16 protein-coding genes and 1 tRNA gene are annotated in these 26,024 nt (G+C 41.5%); 12 read left to right on the top strand and 5 right to left on the bottom strand.

All coding sequences use genetic code 11. The features are described from left to right. Positions 1-325 precede the first annotated feature (325 nt). Genes QZ407_RS11260 through QZ407_RS11250 form a run of 3 tightly spaced genes read left to right on the top strand, consistent with a single transcriptional unit; the run spans position 326 to position 7,445 of the window. Positions 326-4,471: a CshA/CshB family fibrillar adhesin-related protein gene (locus QZ407_RS11260; protein WP_295770990.1), complete on the top strand. Its 4,146-nt coding sequence runs from the start codon at positions 326-328 to the stop codon at positions 4,469-4,471. Positions 4,472-4,499: 28 nt separating this feature from the next. Then, the gene (locus QZ407_RS11255; RefSeq protein WP_295770988.1) at positions 4,500-5,462 is read left to right on the top strand and encodes a type IX secretion system membrane protein PorP/SprF; all 963 of its coding nucleotides are present in this window, start codon (positions 4,500-4,502) and stop codon (positions 5,460-5,462) included. Positions 5,463-5,483: 21 nt separating this feature from the next. Continuing rightward, positions 5,484-7,445, top strand: a complete 1,962-nt coding sequence (locus tag QZ407_RS11250; RefSeq protein WP_295770986.1) for an OmpA family protein — start codon at positions 5,484-5,486, stop codon at positions 7,443-7,445. Between the two features lie 19 nt (positions 7,446-7,464). Here the strand turns inward: QZ407_RS11250 and QZ407_RS11245 are convergent, their stop codons facing one another. The 5 genes from QZ407_RS11245 to QZ407_RS11225 form a co-directional block, all read right to left on the bottom strand. Continuing rightward, positions 7,465-8,766 carry a HAMP domain-containing sensor histidine kinase gene (locus tag QZ407_RS11245; protein ID WP_295770984.1) on the bottom strand — a complete coding sequence of 434 codons (1,302 nt, stop codon included), beginning with the start codon at positions 8,764-8,766 and terminating at the stop codon, positions 7,465-7,467. 189 nt (positions 8,767-8,955) lie between these two features. After that, positions 8,956-9,198 carry an Atu4866 domain-containing protein gene (locus tag QZ407_RS11240; RefSeq protein ID WP_295770981.1) on the bottom strand — a complete coding sequence of 81 codons (243 nt, stop codon included), beginning with the start codon at positions 9,196-9,198 and terminating at the stop codon, positions 8,956-8,958. A gap of 61 nt (positions 9,199-9,259) precedes the next feature. Beyond that, positions 9,260-10,009 carry an SDR family oxidoreductase gene (locus tag QZ407_RS11235; protein ID WP_295770979.1) on the bottom strand — a complete coding sequence of 250 codons (750 nt, stop codon included), beginning with the start codon at positions 10,007-10,009 and terminating at the stop codon, positions 9,260-9,262. 290 nt (positions 10,010-10,299) lie between these two features. Continuing rightward, positions 10,300-11,001, bottom strand: coding sequence for an SDR family oxidoreductase (locus QZ407_RS11230; RefSeq protein WP_295770976.1), 702 nt, complete (start codon positions 10,999-11,001; stop codon positions 10,300-10,302). Between the two features lie 237 nt (positions 11,002-11,238). Further along, positions 11,239-11,312, bottom strand: a tRNA-Pro gene (locus tag QZ407_RS11225). A 450-nt stretch (positions 11,313-11,762) separates the two neighbouring features. Between QZ407_RS11225 and QZ407_RS11220 the strand changes: the two genes are divergently transcribed. From QZ407_RS11220 to QZ407_RS11180, 9 genes are all read left to right on the top strand, one after another. After that, positions 11,763-13,268, top strand: a complete 1,506-nt coding sequence (locus tag QZ407_RS11220; RefSeq protein ID WP_295770975.1) for a GAF domain-containing protein — start codon at positions 11,763-11,765, stop codon at positions 13,266-13,268. A gap of 15 nt (positions 13,269-13,283) precedes the next feature. Further along, the gene (locus tag QZ407_RS11215) at positions 13,284-18,131 is read left to right on the top strand and encodes a chemotaxis protein CheB (protein WP_295770972.1); all 4,848 of its coding nucleotides are present in this window, start codon (positions 13,284-13,286) and stop codon (positions 18,129-18,131) included. Between the two features lie 234 nt (positions 18,132-18,365). Beyond that, complete coding sequence (locus QZ407_RS11210; RefSeq protein ID WP_295770970.1) at positions 18,366-18,905, top strand: RNA polymerase sigma factor; 540 nt, start codon at positions 18,366-18,368, stop codon at positions 18,903-18,905. Further along, positions 18,895-19,728, top strand: a complete 834-nt coding sequence (locus QZ407_RS11205) for a HEAT repeat domain-containing protein (protein ID WP_295770968.1) — start codon at positions 18,895-18,897, stop codon at positions 19,726-19,728. The genes QZ407_RS11210 and QZ407_RS11205 overlap by 11 nt, the downstream gene beginning before the upstream one ends. Before the next feature lie 81 nt (positions 19,729-19,809). Beyond that, positions 19,810-20,580 carry a DUF4097 family beta strand repeat-containing protein gene (locus tag QZ407_RS11200; protein ID WP_295770966.1) on the top strand — a complete coding sequence of 257 codons (771 nt, stop codon included), beginning with the start codon at positions 19,810-19,812 and terminating at the stop codon, positions 20,578-20,580. A gap of 23 nt (positions 20,581-20,603) precedes the next feature. Next, entirely contained in the window at positions 20,604-21,326 is a 723-nt protein-coding gene (locus QZ407_RS11195) for a hypothetical protein (RefSeq protein WP_295770965.1), read from the top strand. A gap of 127 nt (positions 21,327-21,453) precedes the next feature. Then, positions 21,454-21,891 (top strand): energy transducer TonB, encoded by a 438-nt coding sequence (locus QZ407_RS11190; RefSeq protein WP_295770964.1) that lies wholly within the window; start codon positions 21,454-21,456, stop codon positions 21,889-21,891. 212 nt (positions 21,892-22,103) lie between these two features. Continuing rightward, on the top strand, positions 22,104-24,386 hold the full coding sequence (gene katG / locus QZ407_RS11185; RefSeq protein ID WP_295770960.1) for a catalase/peroxidase HPI: 2,283 nt from the start codon (positions 22,104-22,106) through the stop codon (positions 24,384-24,386). A 226-nt stretch (positions 24,387-24,612) separates the two neighbouring features. Beyond that, a complete protein-coding gene (locus tag QZ407_RS11180; RefSeq protein WP_295770957.1) occupies positions 24,613-25,593 on the top strand; it encodes a glycoside hydrolase family 43 protein in 981 nt (326 codons plus the stop codon). The last annotated feature ends 431 nt before the right edge of the window (positions 25,594-26,024 follow it).

Genomic DNA, 26,024 nt, shown 5'->3' with positions numbered 1-26,024 from the left:
ATTAATTAAGTAGACTTTTGTTTCAAAATAAACTGATGATTTTTGGCCTGTTAACTATCAATTAATGTTGCTGCTAATTGTGAAAAAATAAATATTAAAATTCCTTTTAATAACTTATATCTTCGGTAACCTTTAAGGTGATTATACGTAAAAGGCAGAAATTGGCTGTCTTTAATTCTGAAATAAATTATAATAACTAATATGATAATAACTTTACGAGACTTATTTAAAAGAGCGCATAGTATAAATTTTAGCAAAAGATAATAGCCGGTTATTGCTTCTTATAGCTGAAACAGACTTTTGTTACGCCTAAACATTATACCTAATGCTCAATAAATACTTACTCAGGGTTGCCCTGTTATTTATTTTTATATGCGGTGCCTTTAGTGCATCAGCCCAATATGCCATTGGAGGCAGTGCCGGGGTAAAGCTGGCCAATTCTGTTTACTGGCTTACCTGGGATCGTAGCGCGCCCGGTTCAACATTGATCGAAACGCCGGTTGGCTATAGCTCTTCAAACATTATAAGTGGTACTTACGTTTGGCAGTTTTCGCCAACGGTGCGTATCACTGCAGTAATCAACAATCAAACATTTTCGGCAGGGGCAGGCATGACCTCATATACACCGGGCAGCTACTTTGGCGATGGGTTAGATTTGATTTATTCAGGCAACAATCTACCTAAGCCCGATTCGCGCGGTGTGCCAAATTCAGGTATAGCTACTACTAATGGCGGAACAGTTACTTTTGATATTGATATAAAGGTTGCCATACTCATCAATAACGTATGGACAAATATTTCGTACCCGGGTATGATCATTGCCGATGCAGAGTCAATTGATTCGGGAGGTGAGTACATATCGGGTAATACGCCTAATACTGTTGCCTGGCAATTGTTAAATAAGCGCACGCAAGGCAACGTGGCCGATATTCATTACAAAATGGATTTGAGCAACGGTGGAAAATCTTTCAAGCTTTATGCCGATTTGCCACCCGGCAACTTTGGAGTCCAGGCGGTTATGTTTGCCCGTGGTGCAAGTAGCCTCAACAATGTGTCAATGAAAGGGTCGGGCATTACGGCTATGGCCATTGGTTTCGTACTACCGTTTGATTTGGGTGACGTGCCGTTATCCTATGGTGTAACCGGGCACTATATTGATGACTTTGAGCAAACCACTTATTACCCGGGCGATGGTACCTATGAAGTTGTCAATTATAACACATCGCCTTTAACACCTAAAGCGCATGTGTACATTGGCGCTAATAACCTCGACCCTGATGGACAACCTAAAGGTGGTGTTAATGCCGATAGTGACGATTTAATTGACAACCCGGATGAAAGTACACTGAGCCCTGCCAGCCTGCCAACTGTAAAGGTTAACCAGCAGGGTGATGTGGTTTTAAATTTGACGGCCACTAATGAAAAAGCAGTACCTGCAATTTTGTACGGTTGGATTGACTTTAACGGTGATGGAATTTTTGGAATAGACGAGTTGATACGGGTTACCGTTCCGGCAAATACCATAAATCAGCCTTTTACCTTAACTTTTCCAAACGCCATGTTTGCCGGTAAGGTTAAAGTGGGGCCACTTTATGCCCGTTTGCGCATCACCACTACTAATTTGTTAGATGATGCCAGTACTCCGGCCGATGACCGCAGCATATCGTTTGCAGCCGATGGCGAGGCCGAAGATTATCGCTTAAAAGACATTGTAGGGGTAACAATATCAGGATCGGTTGTAAATGATGGAAACGGTGCAGCCGATAATGCAATAACAGGCAATGGCTTACAGAGCGTAGGAGGTAAGCAGCTATTTGCTTACCTGGTTGATGCTGCGGGTGTGATTGTAAACAAGGCAACAGTTGCTGCAAACGGAACCTATGCACTCGCAAATAACAATAACGGAAATTATACCGTAGCTATATCAACCAATGACGTTGCTGTGGGTGGAAATCTGGCAGCTGTGGCTGCTAATCTTCCTGCGGGCTTTGAAGCTTCGGGCGCATTTTACGGTAATAATAATGCCGGCAATTCGGGTATAAAGCCGGGTACGCCCAACCTGCAAATTGCAGTATCAACACCGGGCACCAGTTTAGATGTAACCAACGTAAACTTTGGAATAAACCAGGCTCCCGTTACAGTTGCAGATGCTGGCACAACAGGTATTGGTCAGCCCATTACCCTCAATATAACCAGTAACGATACGGATGCCGATGGTACCATAAACCTTGCTACGGTACAACTTATTGATCCGGCCGATAACTTAAAGAAAGCCAGTGTAACCATACCAAATCAAGGTACATATACCGTAAACGCTACAAACGGCAGAGTAACTTTTACGCCATTGGCAACCTTCACAGGTAAAGCAACACCTGTAGCTTATACCGTGCGTGACAATTATGGAACCGAAAGTGTTAGCGCCCTTATCAGCATCAGTATAAAACCAATTGGCGCCGCTGATACCGATGTTGCGCCTATAAATACGCCTGTTACCACAACAGTAAAAGCAAATGACGGGCCGAGTGCTACCGGTACAACGGTAGCCGCAACTAATGGGGCGCATGGCACTACTACGGTTAATGCAAACGGGCAGGTAATTTACACACCTAACACAGGCTACGCCGGTATTGATACTTATACTTACACCTTAACAACTCCGGACGGTATTGTATCAGACCCTATTACAGTTACTATTAACATTAAGCCGGTCGGCGTAAACGATGCCGACGTTACCCCGATAAATACGCCCGTTACCACCATAGTAAAAAGCAATGATGGCTCAAGTGGTATTGGCACCACGGTAACGCCTACCAATGGTTTGCATGGTACAACGGCAGTTGATGCTACGGGCAGGGTAGTTTACACCCCGGTAAATAATTACATAGGTAAAGACACTTATACTTACACGTTAACAACGCCTGACGGTATTGTATCTGACCCTATAACGGTTACTATAAACATAAAGCCGGTTGGGGTAAATGATGCAGCTACTACGCCGTTAAATACGCCTGTCAACATCACTGTTAAAAATAATGACGGACCAAGTGCAAACGGAACAACAGTAACGCCTACAAACGGAGCACGTGGTATTACAACAGTGGATGCAAACGGACGGGTAACTTATTCACCAATTGCGGGGTATGTAGGTAATGATACTTTTACCTATACACTTACCACGCCTGATGGGGTTGTGTCAGACCCTATAACCGTTGACGTAACTATATATGCGTCGTCAATAAATCTTACCAAGGTGGCAACTAATGGTTATAGTAAAGTTGGAGACGTAATTAATTATACGCTCGTAGTTACCAACACCGGTAGCACAACGCTTAGCAACGTAACAGTAACAGATGCCGGTGCCGATGCTGGTTCAATTTCACCTGCAACTATTGCCACCCTGGCACCAAATGCCTCGGCAACGGTAACAGCAAGGCACACGGTAGTTCAGGCCGACGTTGCAGCCCGCTTTTACAGCAACCAGGCCACAGCCAGCGGAACCGATGCTAACGGAATAGCCGTAAGTAAACGTTCAGATAACCCGGCAACCGGTCCTGCTGAAGATCCAACAGTTGTTGCAATAACTGCAGCTCCGCCAACAGGAGCAATCAGCTTAACAAAAACCGGTGTGTTCAATTCCTATTTCATCACTTATACATTTGAAATCAGGAATACAGGCAGTTCGGTTATCAATAGCGTAAACCTAACTGATATAAAACTTGGATTAAACAACTCAACCATAACACTTCCTGTTGGCGGACTACAGCCTGGAGGAGTAGTTAATTACTCACTTAATTATACGCTTACACAAGCTGATAAAGATGCAGGAGTAGTACGTAATAATGCAATTGTAAACGCGGTTGATGCCGGCGGTAACCCGCTTACATCACCTGCCTCTGTTGAAACGTCGTTCCCTAAATCGCCGGTGGCTACTAACGATGCCGACTTTACAGGCGTTAATACACCGGTTACCGTAAATGTTTTAGGTAATGATAATAGCGGAAACAGCACCTTTAACCAGCAGTCAATTGAAATCGTATCGCAGCCTGCCAACGGCAGGGTAGTAATTGGTGGAAACGGAACCGTTACTTATACACCTAACACGGGCTACGCCGGTACCGATGTATTCACTTACCGCGTGCGCGATTTAAATGGCTACTACACCAATGTGGCAACAGTTACCATCAACATAAGCGCAACATCATTACTTAAAATACCAAATTTGTTTACGCCAAATGGCGATGGTATAAACGACGTATTTGAAATACGCGGATTGGAGAAGTTTTCACAAAACGAATTGATTATTGTAAACCGCTGGGGTAACGAGGTTTTTCACCAAAGCGGCTATAAAAATACCTGGACAGGAGAGGGGCTCAACGAGGGAACGTATTACTACATACTTAAAGTTAAAACTACCGATTGGCAGGTACTAAAAGGTTATATCACTTTAATGCGTACGCTAAAAAACAATTAAGCATTGCGGATGCAATAAACAGGCTGATATGAAAAAAATTCTAACACTGATATTATTACTTACTGCCGGGCACCTATACGCCCAGCAGGATGCCCAGCAAAGCCAGTATATGTTTAACGGCATATACATTAATCCGGCCTATGCGGGTTATAAAGAAAATTTAAACGTGCACAGCTACTTCCGTTCGCAGTGGACAGGTATTGAGGGTTCGCCCAAAAGTATGTCACTGGCTGTTGATGCTATTGCCAATAACGGTAACGTGGGCCTGGCGCTGCAGGTATCACATGATAAACTGGGCGCACAAAGCAACCTTTCTGCGTATGCCAATTATGCATACAGGTTACGCATGAACAATGATGGCAGCTCGAGGTTGGCTTTTGGCCTGGGTTTAGGTGTGCAGCAATTGGGTATTGATGGCAGTTTGCTTAGCCCCAATGACCCAGAACCTTACATGCCCGTTGGTATGCAAAGCACCATAGTGCCCGACGGACGTATAGGTATATTTTACTCGGATAATAAATACTACGCCGGTGTTTCAGCAGATAACTTAATATCGCAGTACATCAACGTACGCAACCGGGGTTACATAGCACAGCCCAAACCACATTATTATTTAACGGGCGGCGCATTGTTACCTGTATCTGAAGATGTGTTGCTTAAGCCAAGCATCTTGTTGAAGGATGATGCCGCCGGCCCTACAAGTTTAGATTTGAATGCATTTGTTGCCTTTGGCGAGCGTTTTTGGATAGGTGGTTCGTACCGTACTGCTGTCAAACTATATAATAAAAATCACCTGCAAAATGATTTAAGTTATCTTAACTCATTTGTTGGGGCCGTTGAGGTTTTTGCACTTGAAAATCTGCGCATTGGTTATGCATATGATGTATCCATTGGTCCGCTTAAAGGCTACAGCAGTGGCACACACGAAATTTCAATTGGTTTCTACATCAAAACACAGAAAGCAAGGATGTTAACCCCTAGGTTCTTTTAATTACCATCTACCAGAACCGGCATGAAAAAGATATTATTTTCCATTTCTATCGTATTGGCTGTTGCATATACAGCCAGCGCGCAATACGTTCATAAACTGGCTGATGAGCAGTACGCATTATACAACTATAGTAAGGCGGCAGAACTTTACTTGCAGGCTTATAAAAAGAAACCTGCACTTTATACTGCCGAGCGTTTAGCTAATTCGTACCGCATGATGCGTGATTATAAGGAAGCCGAAAAGTGGTATGCTACAGTAGTTACTCTGGAAAATAGCAAGCCCCAGAATATGTTTACTTACGCCGAAGTGTTAAAAAATAACCTGAAGTATAACGAAGCAAAAGAACAATACACCAAATACTACACCCTTACGCCTAATGCCGATTTAAAGCAGTTGAATTACTGGGTGTCGTCCTGCGATTCGGCAATTAAGTGGATGAAGAAGCCGGTTGATGTGGATATACGCAACCTTACTACATTAAACTCACAGGAATCAGACTGGGGGGCTGTTAAGTACAATTCTAACATTGTTTTTACTTCAGACCGTACTGAAAAAAAAGATCAGGCTGAATTGCGTAAAAAACGCCCACTTATTTGGTTTGACAGCAATGTAAGTCTTGATAAAAATGTTTACGGGTGGACAGGTAATAAATACCTGAACCTGTACGAGCAGCCTGCCGCTAATGCCTCAACTGATGCTGTAAAGCCGTTTACATTTATTGCCGGTACCGATTACCATATTGGAGCCGCCAGCTACACCGCCGATGGGAACGAGATGTATTTTACTCTCACCCGCCTTCCTAAAGAGAAGGTTAAGGATACGGCCAAAATAGCCACTATTAATTTAGGTGTATATTCCAGCAAACTCGTAAACGGTAAATGGAGCAAGCCCGAGCCGTTTACTTATAATAAAGAAGAAGAATATTCAGTTGGCGATCCGTTTATAATGCCCGATGGCAGAACACTATATTTTGTATCAAACATGCCTGGTGGCGTTGGGGGAACTGATATTTATTACTGTACCAAAGATGCCGGTGTTTGGAGCCAGCCCATCAATGTGAAAAGTATCAACACTACAGCCAATGAGCGTACGCCATTTATTGATGTGCAAGGCAATATGTATTTTTCAACTGATGGTGATAAGGGGATGGGCGGCCTTGATATTTTCAAGGCTATACATACAGCCAGTGGCTTTGGCAGCAAGCTTAATTTAGGCTATCCGGTTAATTCGGCGCAAGATGATTTTGCATATGTAATATATGATAATGCTTCGGGCTATCTTTCATCAAACCGTACAGGTGGTGTGGGCAGTGACGATGTTTATAGCTTTGCATACAATATACCTGTTGCTTACAGGCTCGAGGGTGTTGCTTACGACAAAAACACCCGCAGGCCTCTTGCTGATACTTATATTACCCTAACACCTGCAAAGGGATCACCCATTAAGGTGCGCACAGGTAGCAACGGAGCATACGCATTCACAGTTTACGCCAATGCCGGTTACCAGTTAAAAGGGGAGAAGAACGGCTACCTCACCGATAGTCAAAAGCCGTTTTCCACCGCGGGCATAGGCCCTAATGAGGTGCTTAAGCGCAACTTGTATCTGGATAAAATTGAATTGCAGAAGCCTATCCGCCTGGAAAATATTTATTATGACCTGGATAAATGGGACATCAGGCCCGATGCAGAGGTTGAACTGAACAAGCTCATCAAGATTATGAAAGATAATCCCACCATAGTAATTCAGCTATCATCACATACTGATAGCCGTGCCGATGATGATTATAATATGAATTTATCGCGCAAACGAGCAAATGCCGCGGTTGAGTATATCATCACTGTAGGAGATATTGATGAAGACCGGCTTATTGCACGTGGCTACGGTGAAACCCGCCTGCTTAATAAATGCAGTAATGGCGTAAAATGCAGCGAGGCTGAGCATCAGCTAAATCGCCGTACAGAGTTTGCTATTTTGAAGTTTTAAGAGTTACTAATGAGTGATCTCATGCGTGCATGGCAACCACATTGCCATCGTATTGTGGTAACTCAACAAAAAACGTAGTGCCGCTTACGGAGTCGCATTCAAACCATATGTTGCCGTTTTGTACTTCTGTAAACTCCTTGCAAAGTACAAGGCCCAGGCCTACGCCTTTTTCGTTGGCAGTGCCCTTGGATGATTCGTTATTGAGATAAAAGATATTATTGGAAAGCTTTATAGGTTTGCCCGCTCCGCTGTCTTTTACCAGCAGCAGGGCGTAATTGTTTTGGCTCTGTGCACTTACAATTATACGTCCGCCGGGAGCTGTAAATTTTATAGCGTTATTAATTAGGTTACGCATAATTAGTTGTACCATGTCGCCGTTGCCAATAATCTTTAGCTCATGATCTATTGATATTTCAATTTTGATGTTTTTGTTTTGCGCAATGTTGGTAAACAATAGCAATTGAGGTAAAAGCAATTCATGCAAGTAAAGTTCTGTTGAACTGAACTTTAAACCGCTCATTTGTGATTTTGACCATGACAGTACATTATTGAGCATATCAAGCGTGTTGCGTGTAGAATCAAGCAGTTTCGCCTTAATGTTCTGTTGTTCATCGGCACTTAAGTCAACCTCGCTCAGCAGCTCCAGGTAGTTTTGAACGTTAGTTAACGGGGCGCGCAAATCATGTGATATGATGGAGAAAAGCTTGTTTTTCTCTTCATTAAGCAACTTCATCATTGCTGCCTTTTGCTCAGCTGATTTTTTCTCCAGGTCATAATTATACCTGATGAAATAAAAGCAAAGCAAAATGAGCGATACAACTACCACGTAAGCTGATGTGATATCACTATACCTAAACTCTGTACTGTTATAAGTGTATGGCACCCAGTCAGCATTTATATATTGAATGCCATGTAATGATAATACTATAGTAAAATGTATAGCTATAAGTATCCAGTAGTATTTTACCGGTATTACAGCAATCATTACCACCATGGTCAAGATGAAAAACAAGTCTGTTGGCCCGTCAATGCCCGAATTAAGAAAGAAGTTGACAATAAACAATACGTTACCTGTAATGCAAAAGAGCAATACAGCTATCGCCTTTTTTTGTGCAACCCTTGATAGGTAGTATACAATTGCAAACAGTAGAAAGCTAACAGCGCTTAAAAGGGCTATATCATGTAAACCAACAATATAATTAAACGGAACATTGTAACCCAGTGCTGCAAGTATAAAAATGCATATGGAATGAAAAACACGCGAAGTAAGGTCAAACCGCGTCTCGGGCCCAACCAGCCAGCGCCACGTTCTAAGCCGCAAAAAAAGTTTAAATTTAGTTAGGGGTTTCAAGGGGATTCTGTTGTGAATATACTGTATTTTAAGAGCATAAATGCGCTTTAAACAAGATATTTCCTTAACAGAAAAGCCTGTAATTATTGATTACAGGCTATATAAACTAAAAGTGAAAAAAGGTTTTTTGCGGGCTTAAATTCGTTAAATTGCTAAAATCTAGCTCTCGCGATAAAATACATAACCACCGTGTTGAAGGGTGTCGTTATCTGTAAAATTACCGTCGGCAGTAAAGCCTGTATCGTCCCAGTATTCAATATAATCCCCGGTTATTTCATACCGGCCGGTATAGGCGCTTTGTCGTTGCCCTCTTGCTTCATCATATCTGCCATTGGGTAAAAGCTCTTGCCTGATGTAGCCATCGGCGGTTACCCACATGCCAACATATTTATTATTACTCATAAAATTGATTTTAAACCAGAGGGTTTGTTACCCACTGGTAAATAAATAAGTGCCTGCTTTTTTAAAACGACTTTTGAGCAGTTGGCCTTACCACAATTTCGTTCACATCAACGTCTGATGGTTGTTCAATAGCGTAGGCAACGGCTCTTGCTATGGCATTTGCCGGTAACAAGTTTGTACGGAAGCGCTCCACCAACTGATCTTTCAATGCAGGATCTGATATGGTATTAGGAAGTTCGGATTCGGTAGCGCCCGGTGCAACCAGGGTTACCCTGATGTTGTTGCTAACTTCCTGACGCAAACCATCTGATATGGCCCGAACGGCAAATTTGGTTGCGCTGTAAACGGTAGATGTCGGACCAACCCAGCGGTCGCCCACAGAGGTGATGTTTACAAACTGACCACTGTCTTTCTTTTCAAAAATAGGTAGTGCTGCTGCTATACCATGTAATACACCTTTAATGTTTACATCAATCATTTGATGCCATTCATTCACCTTGTAGCTGTTTATCATTGAAAGCGGCATAAGGCCGGCGTTGTTTACAAAAACATCAAGTGTCCCAAATTCATCAACTGCAAATTTTGCAAAGTCGGCTACATCATCTGGATTGGTTACATCAAGAGTTTTATAAGCCGCTTGTCCGCCCTGGTTGGTTATAAATTCAGTAATAGTTTTAAGATTATCAGTACGTCTGGCACCTAAAACAACCTTTGCGCCACTTTTAGCTAAATGCTTGGCAATTGCCTCGCCAATACCGCTGCTTGCACCGGTTATGGCTACAACTTTTCCTTCGATCTTAATTTGTTCCATATTGTTTTTTTGTCAAAATTAGTGCTCAATAATGGGACACAGGCTGCTAAAAACAAACCAATAACTACAAAAATCAAACATCTTCGTTTATAACAATTTTCTACGTATTAGCCAACTGGCCAGCTCTATACCCATACATCCGCGTAACCTAACCTAAAGTTTTTTTAAAAGTTTAATCAATATTTTGACTAAACGTCTCAATAACTAAGGGAACCTATACAACTATATGCGAGGGTTTCTCATGTATTAAAAAGTGAATTTTCTGCGCTTATCGAAATTCAATATATAGCTTACCATGGATTGGTAGCCCAAACCGAGGCATCAGGTATAAACCCTACATCATCCATACTTAGCATGCTTACTGCTAAATGAGCAATCTGCTCTGGTTTGAGCTTATTGTCTTCATTCTTTATTTCCATGCCGGCCTTGGCAATAAAATCGGTTATTACTTCACTAGGATTTATCTGCATTACCCTTACATTGTGCGGGCGCAGTTCTGCACGCCAGCATTCGGTAAGGCCCGATACGGCAAACTTGCTGGCAACGTATGCTGATCCATTTGCATAACCCCGAAGCGCTGCAGTTGAACCAATGTTAATGATGTTGCCATGCTTTTGCGCTATAAAATGCTTTGCCGCTTCCTTGCCCGCCAGGAACAGGCCTTTTACGTTAACTTCCCATGCTTTTTGAAAATCCTCCGCCGATGTATCGGCTAAAGAGCCAAAAACACCAATTCCTGCATTATTGACCAAGACGTTAATACCGCCCATTTGTTCAATAGCAAATCTAAACAGTTCAATTACGTCGGTCTGTTTACTTACGTCTGCTTCAATGCCAAATACATCAAGCTCACCAGTAGCATTTTTTAGCTTACCCGCATCACGACCACAAATAACTACTTGTGCGCCCGCCTTGCGTAATGCTCTTGCAATTTCGTAACCTATGCCACCGGTTGCGCCGGTCACAATCACTTTAGCTTCCTTTATATTCATAAGTGTAATAGCTTGTTAACATACCAATACAAAAGTGTACGAGGGTTGGTTTGCAACAGATAGGCGTTGCAGTAAAGTCATGAAAGAAATGAATGCTCAACTATGGCTTGGGGTTAGCTGATACTTGAGGCTAAAGTTGCTGCTGGTATAATATGTATCGAAAGGAATTATTTATAAAACGAAAAAACCCTGTATAGGTTATATACAGGGTTTAATACTTTGTGGTATCGCTTGTTGTCGGGATGGCAGGATTCGAACCTGCGGCCTCCACATCCCAAATGTGGCGCGATACCGGGCTACGCTACATCCCGTTTGGGTTTGCAAAGGTAAGTTTTTATTATTTGTTTGCAAATTTATTTTTAAGAATTTTAATTCTCTTTTCTGCAATCGTTACCCTTGCCAAGCGCGCTATGTTGTTGCATACATCTGCGCTTTAACGTGGCGCAAATATAGGTGCTGTATATTTAATTCCAAATCAAAAATTCATCAAAATCCTTTTTGTGTAAGGATAACGTGCTATTAGCTTCTAAATCAGTCACAAAATTTATGTTTGGCTTTGAATATTTGCTTAATAGAATTTATAGTATTTAACTAATGCAATTTCGCCTATAAAGGTCCATAACTAGCACGTAAAGTTGTACAGTCTTTAATTGCTGATAATTTCTTTACTTTAGCATTCCCTAAAGTACTATCGGTTATAATACTTAACTAAGAAAGGCTATGCCTTTTGCACATTGCAAGTGTTATATAATTTTATTTTGATGGCATCTAACTACGATTCAGAATTTTGCGGCAATTTGCCTTTGCATAACGTTAACATGATCCAGCCCCATGGCTATTTGGTTGTGTTAGAAAAAGAATCTTTAAATATTATTCAGATCAGTGAGAACTTAAGCGATGTATTGGGAATTAGTGCGGTGGAGATTATCTCGTCCAACTTTTCAGATTACGTTCCGCAGAAGCAAATAGAAGAACTGAAGGCAAAAATTGAAACCGGAATTAAAGATAAAATACCTGTTAGCTTAACGCTTAACAACATTGAGTTGCTTGCGTTGGTGCATGCCAGGCAAGAGTATTTTTTGTTGGAGCTTGAACGAGTGCAGGCTGAGGATGAGCGTACGTTTATAAACGTTTTTCAGGAAATTAAATATGTAATGGCTGCTGTAGATGTAGCTACTTCGGTGCAGGATGCATGCGAAATTGCTATCAGGGAGCTTAAACGTATATCAGGTTTTGATGGTATAATGATGTACCGTTTTGATGAAAACTGGAACGGAACCGTTATTGCCGAAGATAAATCGGATGCTCTTGAACCTTACCTGGGCGTTACGTTTCCGGCATCTGATGTGCCGCGACAAGCGCGTGAGCTTTACCTCAGAAACCCGTACCGTCTTATTCCCAATCGCGAATATACGCCGGTAAGGCTTTATCCGGTACTTAACTCGCTCACTAACTCATTTACTGATTTATCTGACTGTAACCTGCGTAGTGTTGCCGCCGTGCATATTGAGTATTTAGGAAATATGGGGGTAACGGCTTCAATGTCGGTAAGGGTTATTCATAATGAGCAATTATGGGGCTTAATAGCCTGCCACCATACCAAGCCATACTATCTAAGCTTTGAGTTATGTTCGATATTTGAGTTGTTATCAAGCGTGGTATCAAACAAAATATCGTCTATTATTAATAAAGAAGAATATGGCCGGGTTGCCGATTTGCAATCACAACGCAACAGCATTATTGATCACATCTACAGCGATCGTAACATTGAACAAGGTTTGCTTGAGCACGACGAAAATATATTAAAGCTCTTTAACTCAAAGGGCGCCGTTATATTCAATAACAGTAAAATAACAACTGCGGGCGAGGTGCCGCATAACGACATGCTCGAAAACTTGCACCTGTGGCTGCATGCTAAAGAAATAGGTAAAGTTTTTTCAACAACCACGCTGCCTGATATTTTTGACGAAGCGGCCAGCGAAGCTCCAATTGCAAGCGGTGCCCTGATTATACCTTTGGATAGCCATAACGGCAATTACATTGTTTGTTTCAGGCCAGAGGTTGTCCAAACCATTACTTGGGGCGGAGATCCAAACCAAACTATAAATTTTGCTGCTGATGGTAAAACCTATCATCCGCGTAATTCATTCAAAAGCTGGCTCCAAACCGTTAAAAATACGTCATTGCCATGGCATAAGGATGAGTTAGGGGTAGCCGATACATTGCGCAGTTTTGTTTACGAATTTAAAACCAAACAAGCTATTTAATTTTTTAGAGGCTAAATGAGTAGTAAAGCACCCGAGATTAAGAGAAATATGGGCATAGCCGATAATTATGTTGTTGCAATAGGTGCATCGGCAGGTGGCCTGGAGGCCATTCATGAGTTTTTTGACCATATGCCCGGCAACTCCAATTTCTCTTTTATTGTAATACAGCATCTCTCGCCCGATTATAAAAGCTTGTTGGTTGAGTTAGTATCAAAGCATACGCACATGAAGGTGTTTGAGGCCGAAGAAAATATGAGCCTTCACCCTAATTGTGTTTATATCATACCAAATAATAAATTAATGACGGTAAGCCACAACCGTTTAAAATTGGCCGATAAACAGCAGGATAAATCACCGAATACAGCCATCGATACCTTTTTATTCAGTCTTGCGAGCGATAAAAAGGAAAAAGCAGTAGCCATTATTTTATCAGGAACCGGCACCGATGGCACGCGCGGTATTGAAGCTATAAAAGAGAATGGTGGCATGGTGCTGGTACAGGAGCCCGAAACAGCAAAGTTTGATGGCATGCCTAAAAGTGCTATTACATCAGGTAATGCCGATAGCGTTCAACCACCGTCGCAAATGCCCGACGAGTTGTTTGGATACATGCGCCAGCAACCTGTGAAAATTTTTGAAGGCGGGTATGACAATGAAGGCCTATTAAATGAGCTTTTTCAGTTGGTGCACCACCAAAGCGGTCATGATTTTAATTTATATAAAACACCAACCATTATAAGGCGTATTACGCGCCGCATGGAGCATAATAAAATTAGCAACCTTGAAAGCTACATTGAGTTTTTGCGACAAAATGAAGAAGAAGTTAAATTACTAGGCAAAGACTTTTTAATTGGAGTTACGCGTTTTTTCAGAGATAGAGCCGCTTTTGAACAACTGGAAAACCACGTCATTCCACAGATAGTTGACGAAAAGGCGCACGAGGAAATTTTGAAAGTATGGGTGTGTGCCTGCAGCACGGGTGAGGAAGCGTACTCCATAGCTATATTAATAGATAAGTATCTTAAAAAGGTAAACAAAGATCTAGATGTAAAAATCTTTGCCACCGATATTGACGAAGCAAGTTTAGATGTAGCATCGCACAATAGTTATCCGGAAACTATTGAGAAAGACATTGATGCTGATATTTTGCAGCGTTATTTTGTAAAAGACGGTAAATATTACTCCGTTATCCCGTCAATTCGCAAGCAAATTGTTTTTGCCAGGCATAATGTTGTAAAGGCTCCGCCTTTTATAAAAAACGACTTGATTGCATGCCGCAACATGCTCATTTATATGAATGTTTTGTTGCAGCAAAAGGTGTTATCTACATTCCACTTTTCACTTAACCAGGGCGGATTTTTGTTCCTTGGTTCCAGCGAAACAGTATCATCAATTAAGGAAGGGTTACATGAGGTTAGCGGTAAGTGGAAGCTTTATCGCAAAATAGGTCCTATCAGCCAGCAACCGTCAAATAACAACAGCTACTATAGCCACAACTTTTCAAGCGATTTGCGCAAGCCCTTTATCAAAGCCGAAAAAGTATCGAGGGATAGCTTCAAAGAATTTCTTACTGATGATTTAGGTTATGTAGGCGTGTACGTTGATAAAAACGGTGAAATAAAGGAGACCGTAGGCGATTTTAAAAAATACTTATCCTTGCCCGATAAAAAGCTGGAGCTCAATATCTTAAAAATGGTGCCTAGCGAGCTTTCTTTTATCATTAACACAGCCTTGCGTAAGGCTGTGAAGGAGGAGCTGCCTACAAGGTTAAAGCGCATACGCATAAAGCGCCGTAATAACGATGTTTATGTAAACATAAATGTAAAACCGGCAGATACACAGTCGACTGTTCCATATGTATTGGTAGTCTTTAATGAGGTTGAGCTGGAGTTTGGCCTCAACAGCGATGATATTATTGTTCCGCATAATTCTGATGAGCAGCAGGCGGTTTACGTTAACGAGTTAGAGAACGAACTCAGTGAGGTGCGTGGTAACCTGCAAATGGCCGTGGAGGAGATGGAAACCACCAACGAGGAGCTGCAATCAAGTAATGAGGAGTTGCTTTCGGCCAATGAAGAATTGCAATCAAGTAACGAAGAGCTGCAATCACTCAATGAGGAATTACACACGTTAAATACAGAGCATCAGCTTAAGATCAAAGAATTGATTGATCTTAATGATGATTTGAACAACTACTTTAAAAGCGTTGATATAGGGCAGATATTTGTGGATCAGGATATGCGAATCCGCAAATTTAATCCGGCTGCTGTGATGATGGTTAACTTGATAGAGGCAGATATTGGCCGGCCTATCAAACATATATCTAACAATATAAAGTACGAAAACTTTTTAGCCGATATTCAGGAAGTGCTTAACAACCCGGCACATTTGGTTGAAAAAGAAGTTGAATTGAAAGACGGAAAGCATTGCTTGCTCAGAGTGCTACCTTATATCAAAAAAGACAAGGAACGTGATGGCGTAGTAATCAGCTTTGTTGACATAAGCACTATTACCGAACTTAACAGCATCGTTTCGGGCGTATTTAGCACAAGTTTAAGCGCTATAATGGTATTTGGGGCCGTTCGTAACAATAATGGGCAACTGTCCGATTTTAAATGCTTGATGGCCAACCGTATGGCTGCCCAGCTATTAAGTAAAACAGATACCGAATTAAAAGGACAGCTCCTTAAAAAGCACTTGCATTTTTTGCTGCAGGACAATGTATTTGAGCGCTTGAAGCAGGTAACGCAAAAAGGAGGGACGCTGCAACAAGAGGTGTACTATGAAGATAAAGGATGGTACATACTTATGGCAAGCCAGGTTGCTGATGGCTTTGCAGTAACACTGACAGACATTACTGAACGTAGGCAAAATGAACAAAAGCTGCGTAAAAACTATAATGAGCTGGTAAGTGCCCGCGAAAATTTGAAGAAGCTTAATACCGAACTGGAAGATAAAATTTTAGAGCGCACCATGAGCTTAACTCAAAGTGAGGAGCGCTTTAATTTAGTATCGCAGGCAACAAATGATACCATATGGGATTGGAACCTGGTGACCAATGAAATGTGGAGAAGCGACAATTTTACTTCCATGTTTGGTTATGAAAATAACAGCGAGAGCAGCAACATTGGCTATTGGTTTGATAAGGTGCATCCCGATGATAGAAAACGCGTTGAAAAGAGCGTACATGAAGCCATAAACAAAGGCAAGCACAATTGGTCGGCCGAGTATAGGTTTAAGAAAGCTGATGACAGTTACGCTATTATTTTAGATAGGGGTAACATACTACATGATGCCTATGATACGCCTTATCGTATGGTAGGATCGATTGTTGAAATAACCCGCATTGTAGAGGCTGAAAAACGTTTGAACAAAAGCGAAAGCCGTTTCCGCAAAATTTTTGAATCAGACATGATCGGGATGTTATTTGCCCGGTTCGATGGTCAGATTATTGAAGCTAACGATGTATTTTTAAACATGGTGGGCTACACCATTGAAGATTTAAACAAAGGTGCATTAGGATGGGATAAGCTAACGCCTGTTGAATATATGGGTATTAGTCGCAAAGCGGTAGAGCAGCTAAATAAGAACGGTTTTTGCCCGCCTTTTGAAAAGGAATACATTCGTCGTGATGGAAGCAGGGTGCCTGTATTAATGGGTGCAGCTAGGCTTGAGGATGATATAGAAGCAAATTCGGTTTGTTATATTATTGATCTATCCCACCAAAAGGAAATTGAGCGAAACAGGCGCGAATTACAGGAGTTTATACGTAAGCAACAGGAAGAGTTTTACGGTATCTTCTTAAATGCACCCGCCCTAATCAGTATAAGGCGTGGGACCGAGCTGCGTTATGAATTTACAAACAAAGCCTTTGATGCGTTCTATCAGCGCGATAATATGATTGGCTTGCCGACAAAAGAGGCACATAGCGGGCTGAATACCTCGCGCTTGTTTGCGAATGATGAAAAACTTTATCACACAGGAGAATCTAAATCGGGAAAAGCTTACAACGTAAAAAAAATCAATCCTGAAACAGGGCAACTTACTGATGCCTGGCTTGATTATTTGTTTATTCCAATTTATAACGAGCGCGAGCAGGTTGATGGTATAGCTTTTTTTGGTTTTGAGGTTACTGAGCTTGTTAAGTCGCAAAATGCAACCCGCGAGCTAATGCAGCAAAAGGATGAGTTTATGAGTATTGCAAGTCATGAACTTAAAACACCTATTACAAGTTTAAAAGGATCATTGCAGATAATGCAGCGTATTGCCGGCAGAGAGGCAGATGCTTATGAAAAAGTATATCCTTTTATTGAACGTGCAAATAAACAAACAGGTCGTTTAACCGCAATTGTTGATGATTTGCTTGATGTTACAAAGATACATGCTGGTAAAATGCAATTTAACTTTACGCGGTTCAACGCGGGTGCGGTTATCAAGGAATGTATTGACGATAGTCAATCGCACATTAGTACGCACCGGCTAGTATTGCAAGGCAACGCCGATGTAGAAATTGAAGCTGACAAGCATAGATTAGAGCAGGTCTTAAGCAATTTTGTATCAAACGCAGTTAAATATTCCCCAGATGCCAAAGAGATCATAATTACGCAAAAGATAACAGATAAAAACACGCTTCACCTATCTGTACAGGATTTTGGGATAGGCATACCTGATGATAAAAAAGAGCAGGTATTTGACCGTTTCTTCCGTGTGCAAGAGTCATCTCAAAAGTTTTCGGGCTTAGGTTTGGGTCTATACATTACGGCAGATATTATTCACCGTCATGGTGGAGAGATTGGCGTTGAAAGCCACGAAAATGAAGGTTCTGTGTTTTGGTTTGAAATTCCGTTAAGCCAGGTGGATTAAATGGAATAAAATTTATATCAAATCATAATTGTTAAAGGAATGCTTGTAGCATTCCTTTTTTTTGTAGGTTATTACAATAAATTAAGAGCGTATATCTATCCTTATAAGTGACATTGCAAAGCTTGTTACCACCGTAACCGACAATTTTTAAAATTCTTTTAATTTGTTGTAACATTCCAATCAACATTACGACATTAAAGTAGCTGACCAGAAATTTTAGGATTACAACTGTAAATGATATCACAACAAGACCTCGTAGCAATGTGTAAAAACGGCGATCCGTACGCTTACACAAAGTTATATGAGCATAATGCAAAGTATGTGTACAATGCTATATGCCGGTATGTAGAACACACCGGCGAAGCAGAGGATATTATGCAGGAAGCTTTTGTTGATGCTTATCATGCTATAGCCAAGCTTACTAATGCTGATAGTTTCAGGCCGTGGATTAAAAGGATTGCTATAAACAAAGCCATAAACTGGCTGCGAAAAAAACGACTTGAACTAACCGAGCTTGAGCCGGAAACAACCGTGATTGTTGATGAAATTGTAGATGAGGAGGAGTTTGAATATAATATGAACCGCATAAGTCAGGCAATTGAAGAGCTGCCTTTGGCTTATCGCACAATATTTCAGTTGTACGCGGTTGAAAACATTCCGCAGGTTGAAATTGCGCAAATGCTGGGAATGTCAAATAGCACAGTTAGGGTTCAGTACTTCAGGGCTAAGGCCAAGGTTTTAGAAATGTTAAAAGAGGGGCATTATGAAAGGTAAACTGGAAGAATTTATAAGCAAGCATAACGAAGAACTGGATACACGTATGCCAAATCCGGCGGTGTTAAACCGTATTCTCGAACAAATGCAGCAACCGGTTCATCAAATTAAACCGGTTGAAAAGAAAACGGGCATTGTAGTAAGCTTCACTGCCATGAGGTGGGTTGCTGCCGCTTGCCTGGTTATAGGTTTAAGTTTCGTTTTGTGGCTTTATAACCAAACAAATAATGTGGCGCAAAGCGTAGTGAAAACATCGCCTAAACCGCAGGTAATTCAGCAGCCAATTGCGCCAAACGCTACTGAGCCGCAGCAAGAATATGCAGCCGGTCCGGCTCCTCAGCAGCATCGTTTTGATGATGTTGATCAGGATATAGCCCAACGTAAAAGCCGTTTATCTAAAAGCTTTTCCGAAACAGGGCAGAGTTCATATAAAAAGGTTTTGTTTGATAAGTTGAATGACCAATCATCGCCTGCCAGCCGTTTAAAGGCGCTTTCACAAACAGGTGAATTTAAAAACCTGAGTAACGATGTGGTTGACGTTTTGGTAGAAACCATGAATAACGATCCTAACACCAATGTAAGGATGGCGGCGCTAGATGGATTGGCTAAGTTTTACAAGGAAAGCTACGTGCGCAAACAGCTGGTAAAGTCTCTAAAGAAACAACAGGACCCTATGGTTCAGATAGCACTTATTGAACTGCTAACGCGCATGAAAGAATCGGCAATATTAACCGAACTGGAAGGCATGGTAAAGGATGAAAGTAAAATGGATGCTGTGCGCGAAACCGCATACTCCGGTGCCTTTCAACTACGCGGATCATGATCATTTGTTCACTTTGAAATCGAAGGTATACGTCGACTATGCCATCACTATAAAATATAAACTTATAAAAACTTTGTTAAAATGAAAATCAGGTTATTAACTATAATGGTTCTATTAACGGCAATAAGCCATGCTTTTGCTCAGGAATATAAGGTTGCCAAAGCAACAGGAAGATTGTTAATCAAACTGCCATCGGTTACCATAGAGGGCTATGATGGCAAGGAAATCATTTTTACCTCAGAGGATAAGAAGTATGCCGATGAGCGCGCGGCCGGTTTAAGATTACTTAGTGGCACCGGTGTTGTTGATAATACAAACATAGGCATTAACGTTGCCGATAAAGGAACAACTATAGAAGTAAATGAGGTAGCCTCAAACATAGGTAAGGTTAAAATTAAAGTTCCACGCGGCGTGAGCGTATCTTATAATTGGCAGAACATGATCAACGCCGGAAAGGTTATTTTTAAAAACATCAATAAAGAGATTGATATATCAGTACGTACTAACTCTGTAGAACTGGAAGACATTACTGGCCCGGTTACAGTTAACAGTATATATGGTAACGTAAAAGCAAAGTTTAAAGACAAAATTGCCGGTCCAATAACCATTTCTTCGATGTACGCTACAGTTGATGTTGCTGTACCGGGTACTACAAAAGCTAACCTAAAACTCAATACAACACATGGTAATGTGTTTGCATCTTCTGATTTAAACATTGAGCTTAAAAAGCGCGCTCAAGATGATGAAATGGTAGAATATACAGGCAATATAGCCGGAACGCTAAACGGTGGAGGTACTGAGTTTAACTTAACCTCAACCTTTGGCAAAGTATACCTTCGTAAAGCAATTTAGTTATCAAGCCTAAGTTTAAAATCATGAAACATTTATTAATGCTGTGGTTGGGTTTAGTTGTGGCCAACGTTGTCGGCGCACAAACTGTAATAAACAAAAGTTATCCAATCAAAAAAGGTCAGCCATTGGAGTTAAAGTTTGATTATCCGGTAGTGAAAATTACCACGTGGGATAAAAACGAAGTATCAGTAAATGCTAAAGTAAACATAAATGATGGCGAAAACGACGACGCATTTACCTTGTCAGACCGGATTAATAACGGTGTATTACAAATAAGCAACAAGCTAACCGATTTGGATAAACTGCCGCATAGGTATACAGTGCAGGAAGCCGGTAAAAAGATTGTATTTAAAACTGAGGCCGACTTTAAAGCTTATAAAAGTAAAATGGGCGTTATACGCTCATATTCCAACGGTGTTGATATGGATGTTAGTATAGAAGTGAAAGTGCCGGTAAATACACCAACCACTGTTAAATCTACCTACGGAATGGTTCAACTGGTAAATTGTAACACACCTGTTATTGTAGATGCTGTTTACGGCGGAATTGACGCAACATTGAATAAAGCCCAGGTAGGTCAAATTAAGGCTACCACAAGTTACGGACATATTTATTCAAACCTCGACCTGGTTTTGACAGATAATACCAAGCGTGACTTCTTTACTTCCATTACTGCCCAGCCGGGTAAGGGCCCGGCATATGATTTGAAATCAACTTACGGGAAAATTTATATGCGAAAGCAATAACTAAAAATAAATGTTTGATGCCGCCGGTGATTCATCGGCGGCTTTTTTTTAAAAAAATTTTCAAAAGAACCAATAACTAAATATTTAGTTATATTTGAGTAAAGCTTATAAACTAAATTTTAGAAACATGAATTACAAAAAAATCACTAAGGCGTTGGCACAAAAATTAGCTAAGACCGCACTATTAACGCTGATGGCAACTTCGGTTTGTTCGGCCTCATTTGCACAGGCAAAAACAGATGATGAACCGGTATACACCACGGTAGAAAAACTACCGCGCTTTCCGGGTGACATGTCTGGCTTTATACAGTATTTAAAAGAAAATTTGAAATATCCTGAAGCGGCCAAGAAGGTAAAAAAAGAGGGAAGAGTTAACGTGACTTTCATTGTTGAAAAAGACGGAAGCATAACTGATGTACATTCTGTAGGCCGCATAGAGCCGTTATTAGTTGACGAAGCCGTACGTGTAATAAAAGCATCACCCCGTTGGACCGCCGGAAGTCAGGATGGCAAAAAAGTACGCGTAAGGTACACAGTACCTGTAGTTTTTGCCTTGAAAAGTTAACCATTACAGTTAACTTTCAGAGTTAGATAATAGTTTCAACAACAAAGGCCCTCAATATGGAGGGCCTTTGTTGTTACAAACGCACAAATATAGTTTCTGGCTATAATCAATAGAACTAATCGATTGTGAAGATGTTGTGTTAACTCATACTTTTACATTGTTTATCAGCCGATAAAACTTAATATATAAGCATCAATTATAAACAAACAGCAATGGAAAGAGATTCAAATGACATTAGCAAGTGCCCTTTTCATAATGGCACCATGAAGCAACAAAATGTAGCAGGTGGCGGTACCCGTAATAAAGATTGGTGGCCAAAACAGCTAAAGCTTAATATACTTCGTCAGAATTCATCACTTTCGAATCCTATGGATGATGGTTTTGACTATGCAGAGGCTTTCAAAAGCCTTGACCTGGAGGCAGTGAAGAAAGACCTGCATGTACTCATGACAGATTCGCAAGACTGGTGGCCGGCAGATTTTGGCCATTACGGTGGGTTATTTGTTCGTATGGCCTGGCATAGCGCCGGTACTTACCGTGTGTTTGATGGTCGTGGCGGCGGTGGTGCCGGCTTACAACGCTTTGCGCCGCTAAACAGCTGGCCTGATAATGTTAGTTTGGATAAAGCCCGCAGGTTGCTTTGGCCAATAAAGCAGAAGTACGGTCGCAATATATCCTGGGCCGATTTAATGATACTCACCGGAAACGTTGCTCTTGAATCAATGGGCTTTAAAACCTTTGGCTTTGCCGGGGGGCGTGCCGATGTGTGGGAAGCTGATGAATCTGTTTACTGGGGTTCCGAAACAAAATGGTTAGGCAGTGATTTGCGTTACGCTCATGGTTCTGAAGGTGCCGACAATCAGGTTGGTACATTAGTTTCTGATGATGATGCCGATGGCAAAGTTCACAGCAGAAACCTTGAAAAGCCGCTTGCAGCAGCACATATGGGTTTAATTTATGTTAATCCTGAAGGGCCTGACGGAAACCCCGACCCGGTTTTAGCTGCCAAAGATATACGTGACACTTTTGGCCGTATGGCCATGAACGATGAAGAAACCGTAGCTTTAATTGCAGGCGGACACTCATTCGGCAAAACTCATGGTGCAGCTTCGTCTGACCATGTTAGCGATGAGCCCGAAGCTGCCGGTATTGAGCAACAGGGTTTTGGTTGGCATAACAGTTTTGGAACAGGAAAAGGTGCTGATACCATTACGAGTGGTTTAGAAGTTACCTGGACTAAAACGCCAACACAATGGAGCAATAATTATTTTGAAAACCTTTTTGGTTTTGAGTGGGAATTGACCAAAAGTCCGGGTGGTGCACACCAGTGGGTGGCTAAAACGGATGAAGCCATTATACCAGATGCTTTTGACAAAAACAAAAAGCATTTGCCAACCATGCTTACTACCGATCTTTCTTTAAGGTTTGATCCGGAATATGAAAAAATTTCCCGTCACTTCCTTGAAAATCCTGATGCATTTGCAGATGCCTTTGCCCGTGCATGGTTTAAGCTGACACATCGTGATATGGGCCCTCGTGATCTGTATCTTGGAGCTGACGTTCCGCAGGAGGTTTTGCTTTGGCAAGACCCTATCCCGGCAGTTGATCATGCACTAATTGATGAAACTGACGTAGCTTCTTTGAAGTCAAAAATCTTAGAATCGGGCTTAAGTATATCAGAGCTGGTTTCAACAGCATGGGCATCAGCATCAACCTTCCGCGGTTCTGATAAACGCGGTGGCGCCAATGGAGCACGGGTACGTTTAGCTCCTCAAAAAGATTGGAAAGTGAATAACCCTGAGCAATTACAAAAGGTGCTCAACGTGCTGCAAAACATCCAGAATGATTTTGACGGCGCTCAAACAACCGGCAAAAAAGTATCACTTGCCGATTTAATTGTACTGGCAGGTAATGCTGGTATTGAGAAAGCCGCTAAAGATGGAGGCCATGATATTACCGTTCCGTTCAACGCCGGTAGGATGGACGCTTCGCAAGAAAATACAGATGTTGAATCATTTGGATATCTTGAACCCGCTGCCGATGGTTTCCGTAACTACCGCAATCCAAAATTGCATGTTTCAACAGAAGAGGTTTTAATTGATAAAGCACATTTACTTACGCTTACCGCTCCGGAATTAACGGTATTAATGGGTGGCTTAAAGGTAATCAATATCAACTTTGATGGCTCGAACAAAGGCGTGTTAACATCACGTGCCGGGCAGCTAACCAACGACTTTTTTGTAAACCTGCTGGATATGACTACCTCATGGAAAGCTGCATCAGACGATAAGGAAGTTTACGTGGGTACAAACCGTTCAAATGGCGATATCAGATGGTCGGCCACACGCGCCGATCTGGTATTTGGCTCTAACGCTGAACTTCGTGCCATTGCCGAGGTTTACGCAAGTGCCGATTCGCAAAATAAGTTTTTAAACGACTTTGTTGCCGTTTGGACTAAGATTATGAATTTAGACAGGTTTGACCTGAGGAAATAATTATTAATTAATTATTTATAAGCAAGAGGCTGCCTTAACAAGGGCAGCCTTTTGCTTATGTGCATTGTTGTATAACAAAAGTTATTGCGTTACAAGTGTGCTTATGACAATTAATCTTTATTTTAGCTTTCTCAACCAATTATTCTCCGTAATGACAAAGACCAGTTTTCTTAGCATAGCGCTTGTGCTATTATCTTGCTGTGGTGTATTAGCTCAAAAAAGCAAAGTGCCCAAAGAAAAAGCAATGGGTGCTTACCTTATGGTTTACTTTAAAGATGATACGCATGGGCTTTATATGGCCTTAAGTAAAGATGGCTATAGTTTTACTGATGTGAACCAAGGCAAGCCGGTTATAGCCGGCGATACGATTGCCGAACAAAAAGGTATACGCGACCCATACATTTACCGTGGAGCCGATAATATGTTTTATATGGCTTTGACCGACTTGCATATTTACGCACAAAAAGAAGGCTACCGAAACACGCAGTGGGAACGCGATGGAAAGCAGTATGGATGGGGGAATAACAGGGGATTGGTACTGATGAAATCGGCAGATTTACTTCATTGGTCGCACCAGGTTTTGCGCGTTGATAAGGCATTCCCCGAGTTGGCTGACATTGGCTGTGCGTGGGCACCCGAAATGATTTATGATGAGGTGAAGAAAAAGCCGATGCTTTACTTTACCATGCGTTTTGGCAGTGGTAAGGAAAAAGTTTACTACACGTACATGAATCAGAGCTTCGACCGCATGGAAACCCTTCCCATGCCTTTGTTTGAGTATCCAAACGGGGTTGCGTATATTGATGCCGACATTACAAAAGTTGGAAACAAGTTTCATATGTTTTATGCTTCGCATGATGGTGCTTCGGGCGTTAAGCAGGCGGTATCTGACTCGGTACATACGGGCTATGTATATGACCCAAAATGGTACGACCCTGAACCGGTTGGATGTGAGGCACCAACTGTGTATAAGCTAATAGGGAAAAATAAGTGGATTTTAATTTATGATATATATCGTATCAACCCTCACAATTTTGGCTTTAGCGAAACAACTGATTTTGTAAACTTCAAGAATTTAGGCCGTTTTAATGATGGTATTATGAAGTCCACTAACTTCTCCGTTCCTAAGCATCCTGCTGTTATACAAATCACAAAAAAAGAAGCGCAAAAACTTGCCAATTATTGGAAGATGGATATGAAGTTTTAAGTGATAACCAAAGTAATGCCTCCTAAACAGGAGGCATTGTCGTTTCAAATGGGGTCATCACATTCGCATCATAAACTGTAAAGGCGCAATTCCCCAATGGTTGAGTAAAGTTGGGGAAAACTTAACCACAGGTTAATCGCTGTTTGTCTTGCTTAATGCTTTTGGCACGATGTGAAACATGCGTTTTTATAGGTGCCAAGGCCGTTTTTGCTTCGTTTGCTGTTTTTGAGCGGCTGCTGGTACAGCAGTTGCCTATTACTTATCAAACAACAACAACAAAATAAGAACACACCCTTTCCCCTGACTGATTGATATGAAAACTAACTTTACCTTCGCCGCCATCATCCTTTTCGCTGCTGCTTTCCTAACCAGCTGCCAAACCCAGAATGTTGCCTCACGCTTTACCTCAAAGTACGCTAAAGCCAACACAG

The organism is uncultured Mucilaginibacter sp. (assembly GCF_913773635.1).
GTDB lineage: Bacteria > Bacteroidota > Bacteroidia > Sphingobacteriales > Sphingobacteriaceae > Mucilaginibacter.
The sequence above is the reverse complement of the archived record's forward strand: the minus strand, read 5'-3'. Positions and strand labels throughout refer to the sequence as shown.

Bases quoted from the DNA above. Each gene is read 5' to 3' on its own strand.
- QZ407_RS11260 (WP_295770990.1), top strand. From the start codon at position 326: ATGCTCAATAAATACTTACTCAGGGTTGCCCTGTTATTTATTTTTATA.
- QZ407_RS11255 (WP_295770988.1), top strand. From the start codon at position 4,500: ATGAAAAAAATTCTAACACTGATATTATTACTTACTGCCGGGCACCTA.
- QZ407_RS11250 (WP_295770986.1), top strand. From the start codon at position 5,484: ATGAAAAAGATATTATTTTCCATTTCTATCGTATTGGCTGTTGCATAT.
- QZ407_RS11240 (WP_295770981.1), bottom strand. From the start codon at position 9,198: ATGAGTAATAATAAATATGTTGGCATGTGGGTAACCGCCGATGGCTAC.
- QZ407_RS11235 (WP_295770979.1), bottom strand. From the start codon at position 10,009: ATGGAACAAATTAAGATCGAAGGAAAAGTTGTAGCCATAACCGGTGCA.
- QZ407_RS11230 (WP_295770976.1), bottom strand. From the start codon at position 11,001: ATGAATATAAAGGAAGCTAAAGTGATTGTGACCGGCGCAACCGGTGGC.
- QZ407_RS11220 (WP_295770975.1), top strand. From the start codon at position 11,763: ATGGCATCTAACTACGATTCAGAATTTTGCGGCAATTTGCCTTTGCAT.
- QZ407_RS11215 (WP_295770972.1), top strand. From the start codon at position 13,284: ATGAGTAGTAAAGCACCCGAGATTAAGAGAAATATGGGCATAGCCGAT.
- QZ407_RS11210 (WP_295770970.1), top strand. From the start codon at position 18,366: ATGATATCACAACAAGACCTCGTAGCAATGTGTAAAAACGGCGATCCG.
- QZ407_RS11205 (WP_295770968.1), top strand. From the start codon at position 18,895: ATGAAAGGTAAACTGGAAGAATTTATAAGCAAGCATAACGAAGAACTG.
- QZ407_RS11200 (WP_295770966.1), top strand. From the start codon at position 19,810: ATGAAAATCAGGTTATTAACTATAATGGTTCTATTAACGGCAATAAGC.
- QZ407_RS11195 (WP_295770965.1), top strand. From the start codon at position 20,604: ATGAAACATTTATTAATGCTGTGGTTGGGTTTAGTTGTGGCCAACGTT.
- QZ407_RS11190 (WP_295770964.1), top strand. From the start codon at position 21,454: ATGAATTACAAAAAAATCACTAAGGCGTTGGCACAAAAATTAGCTAAG.
- katG (WP_295770960.1), top strand. From the start codon at position 22,104: ATGGAAAGAGATTCAAATGACATTAGCAAGTGCCCTTTTCATAATGGC.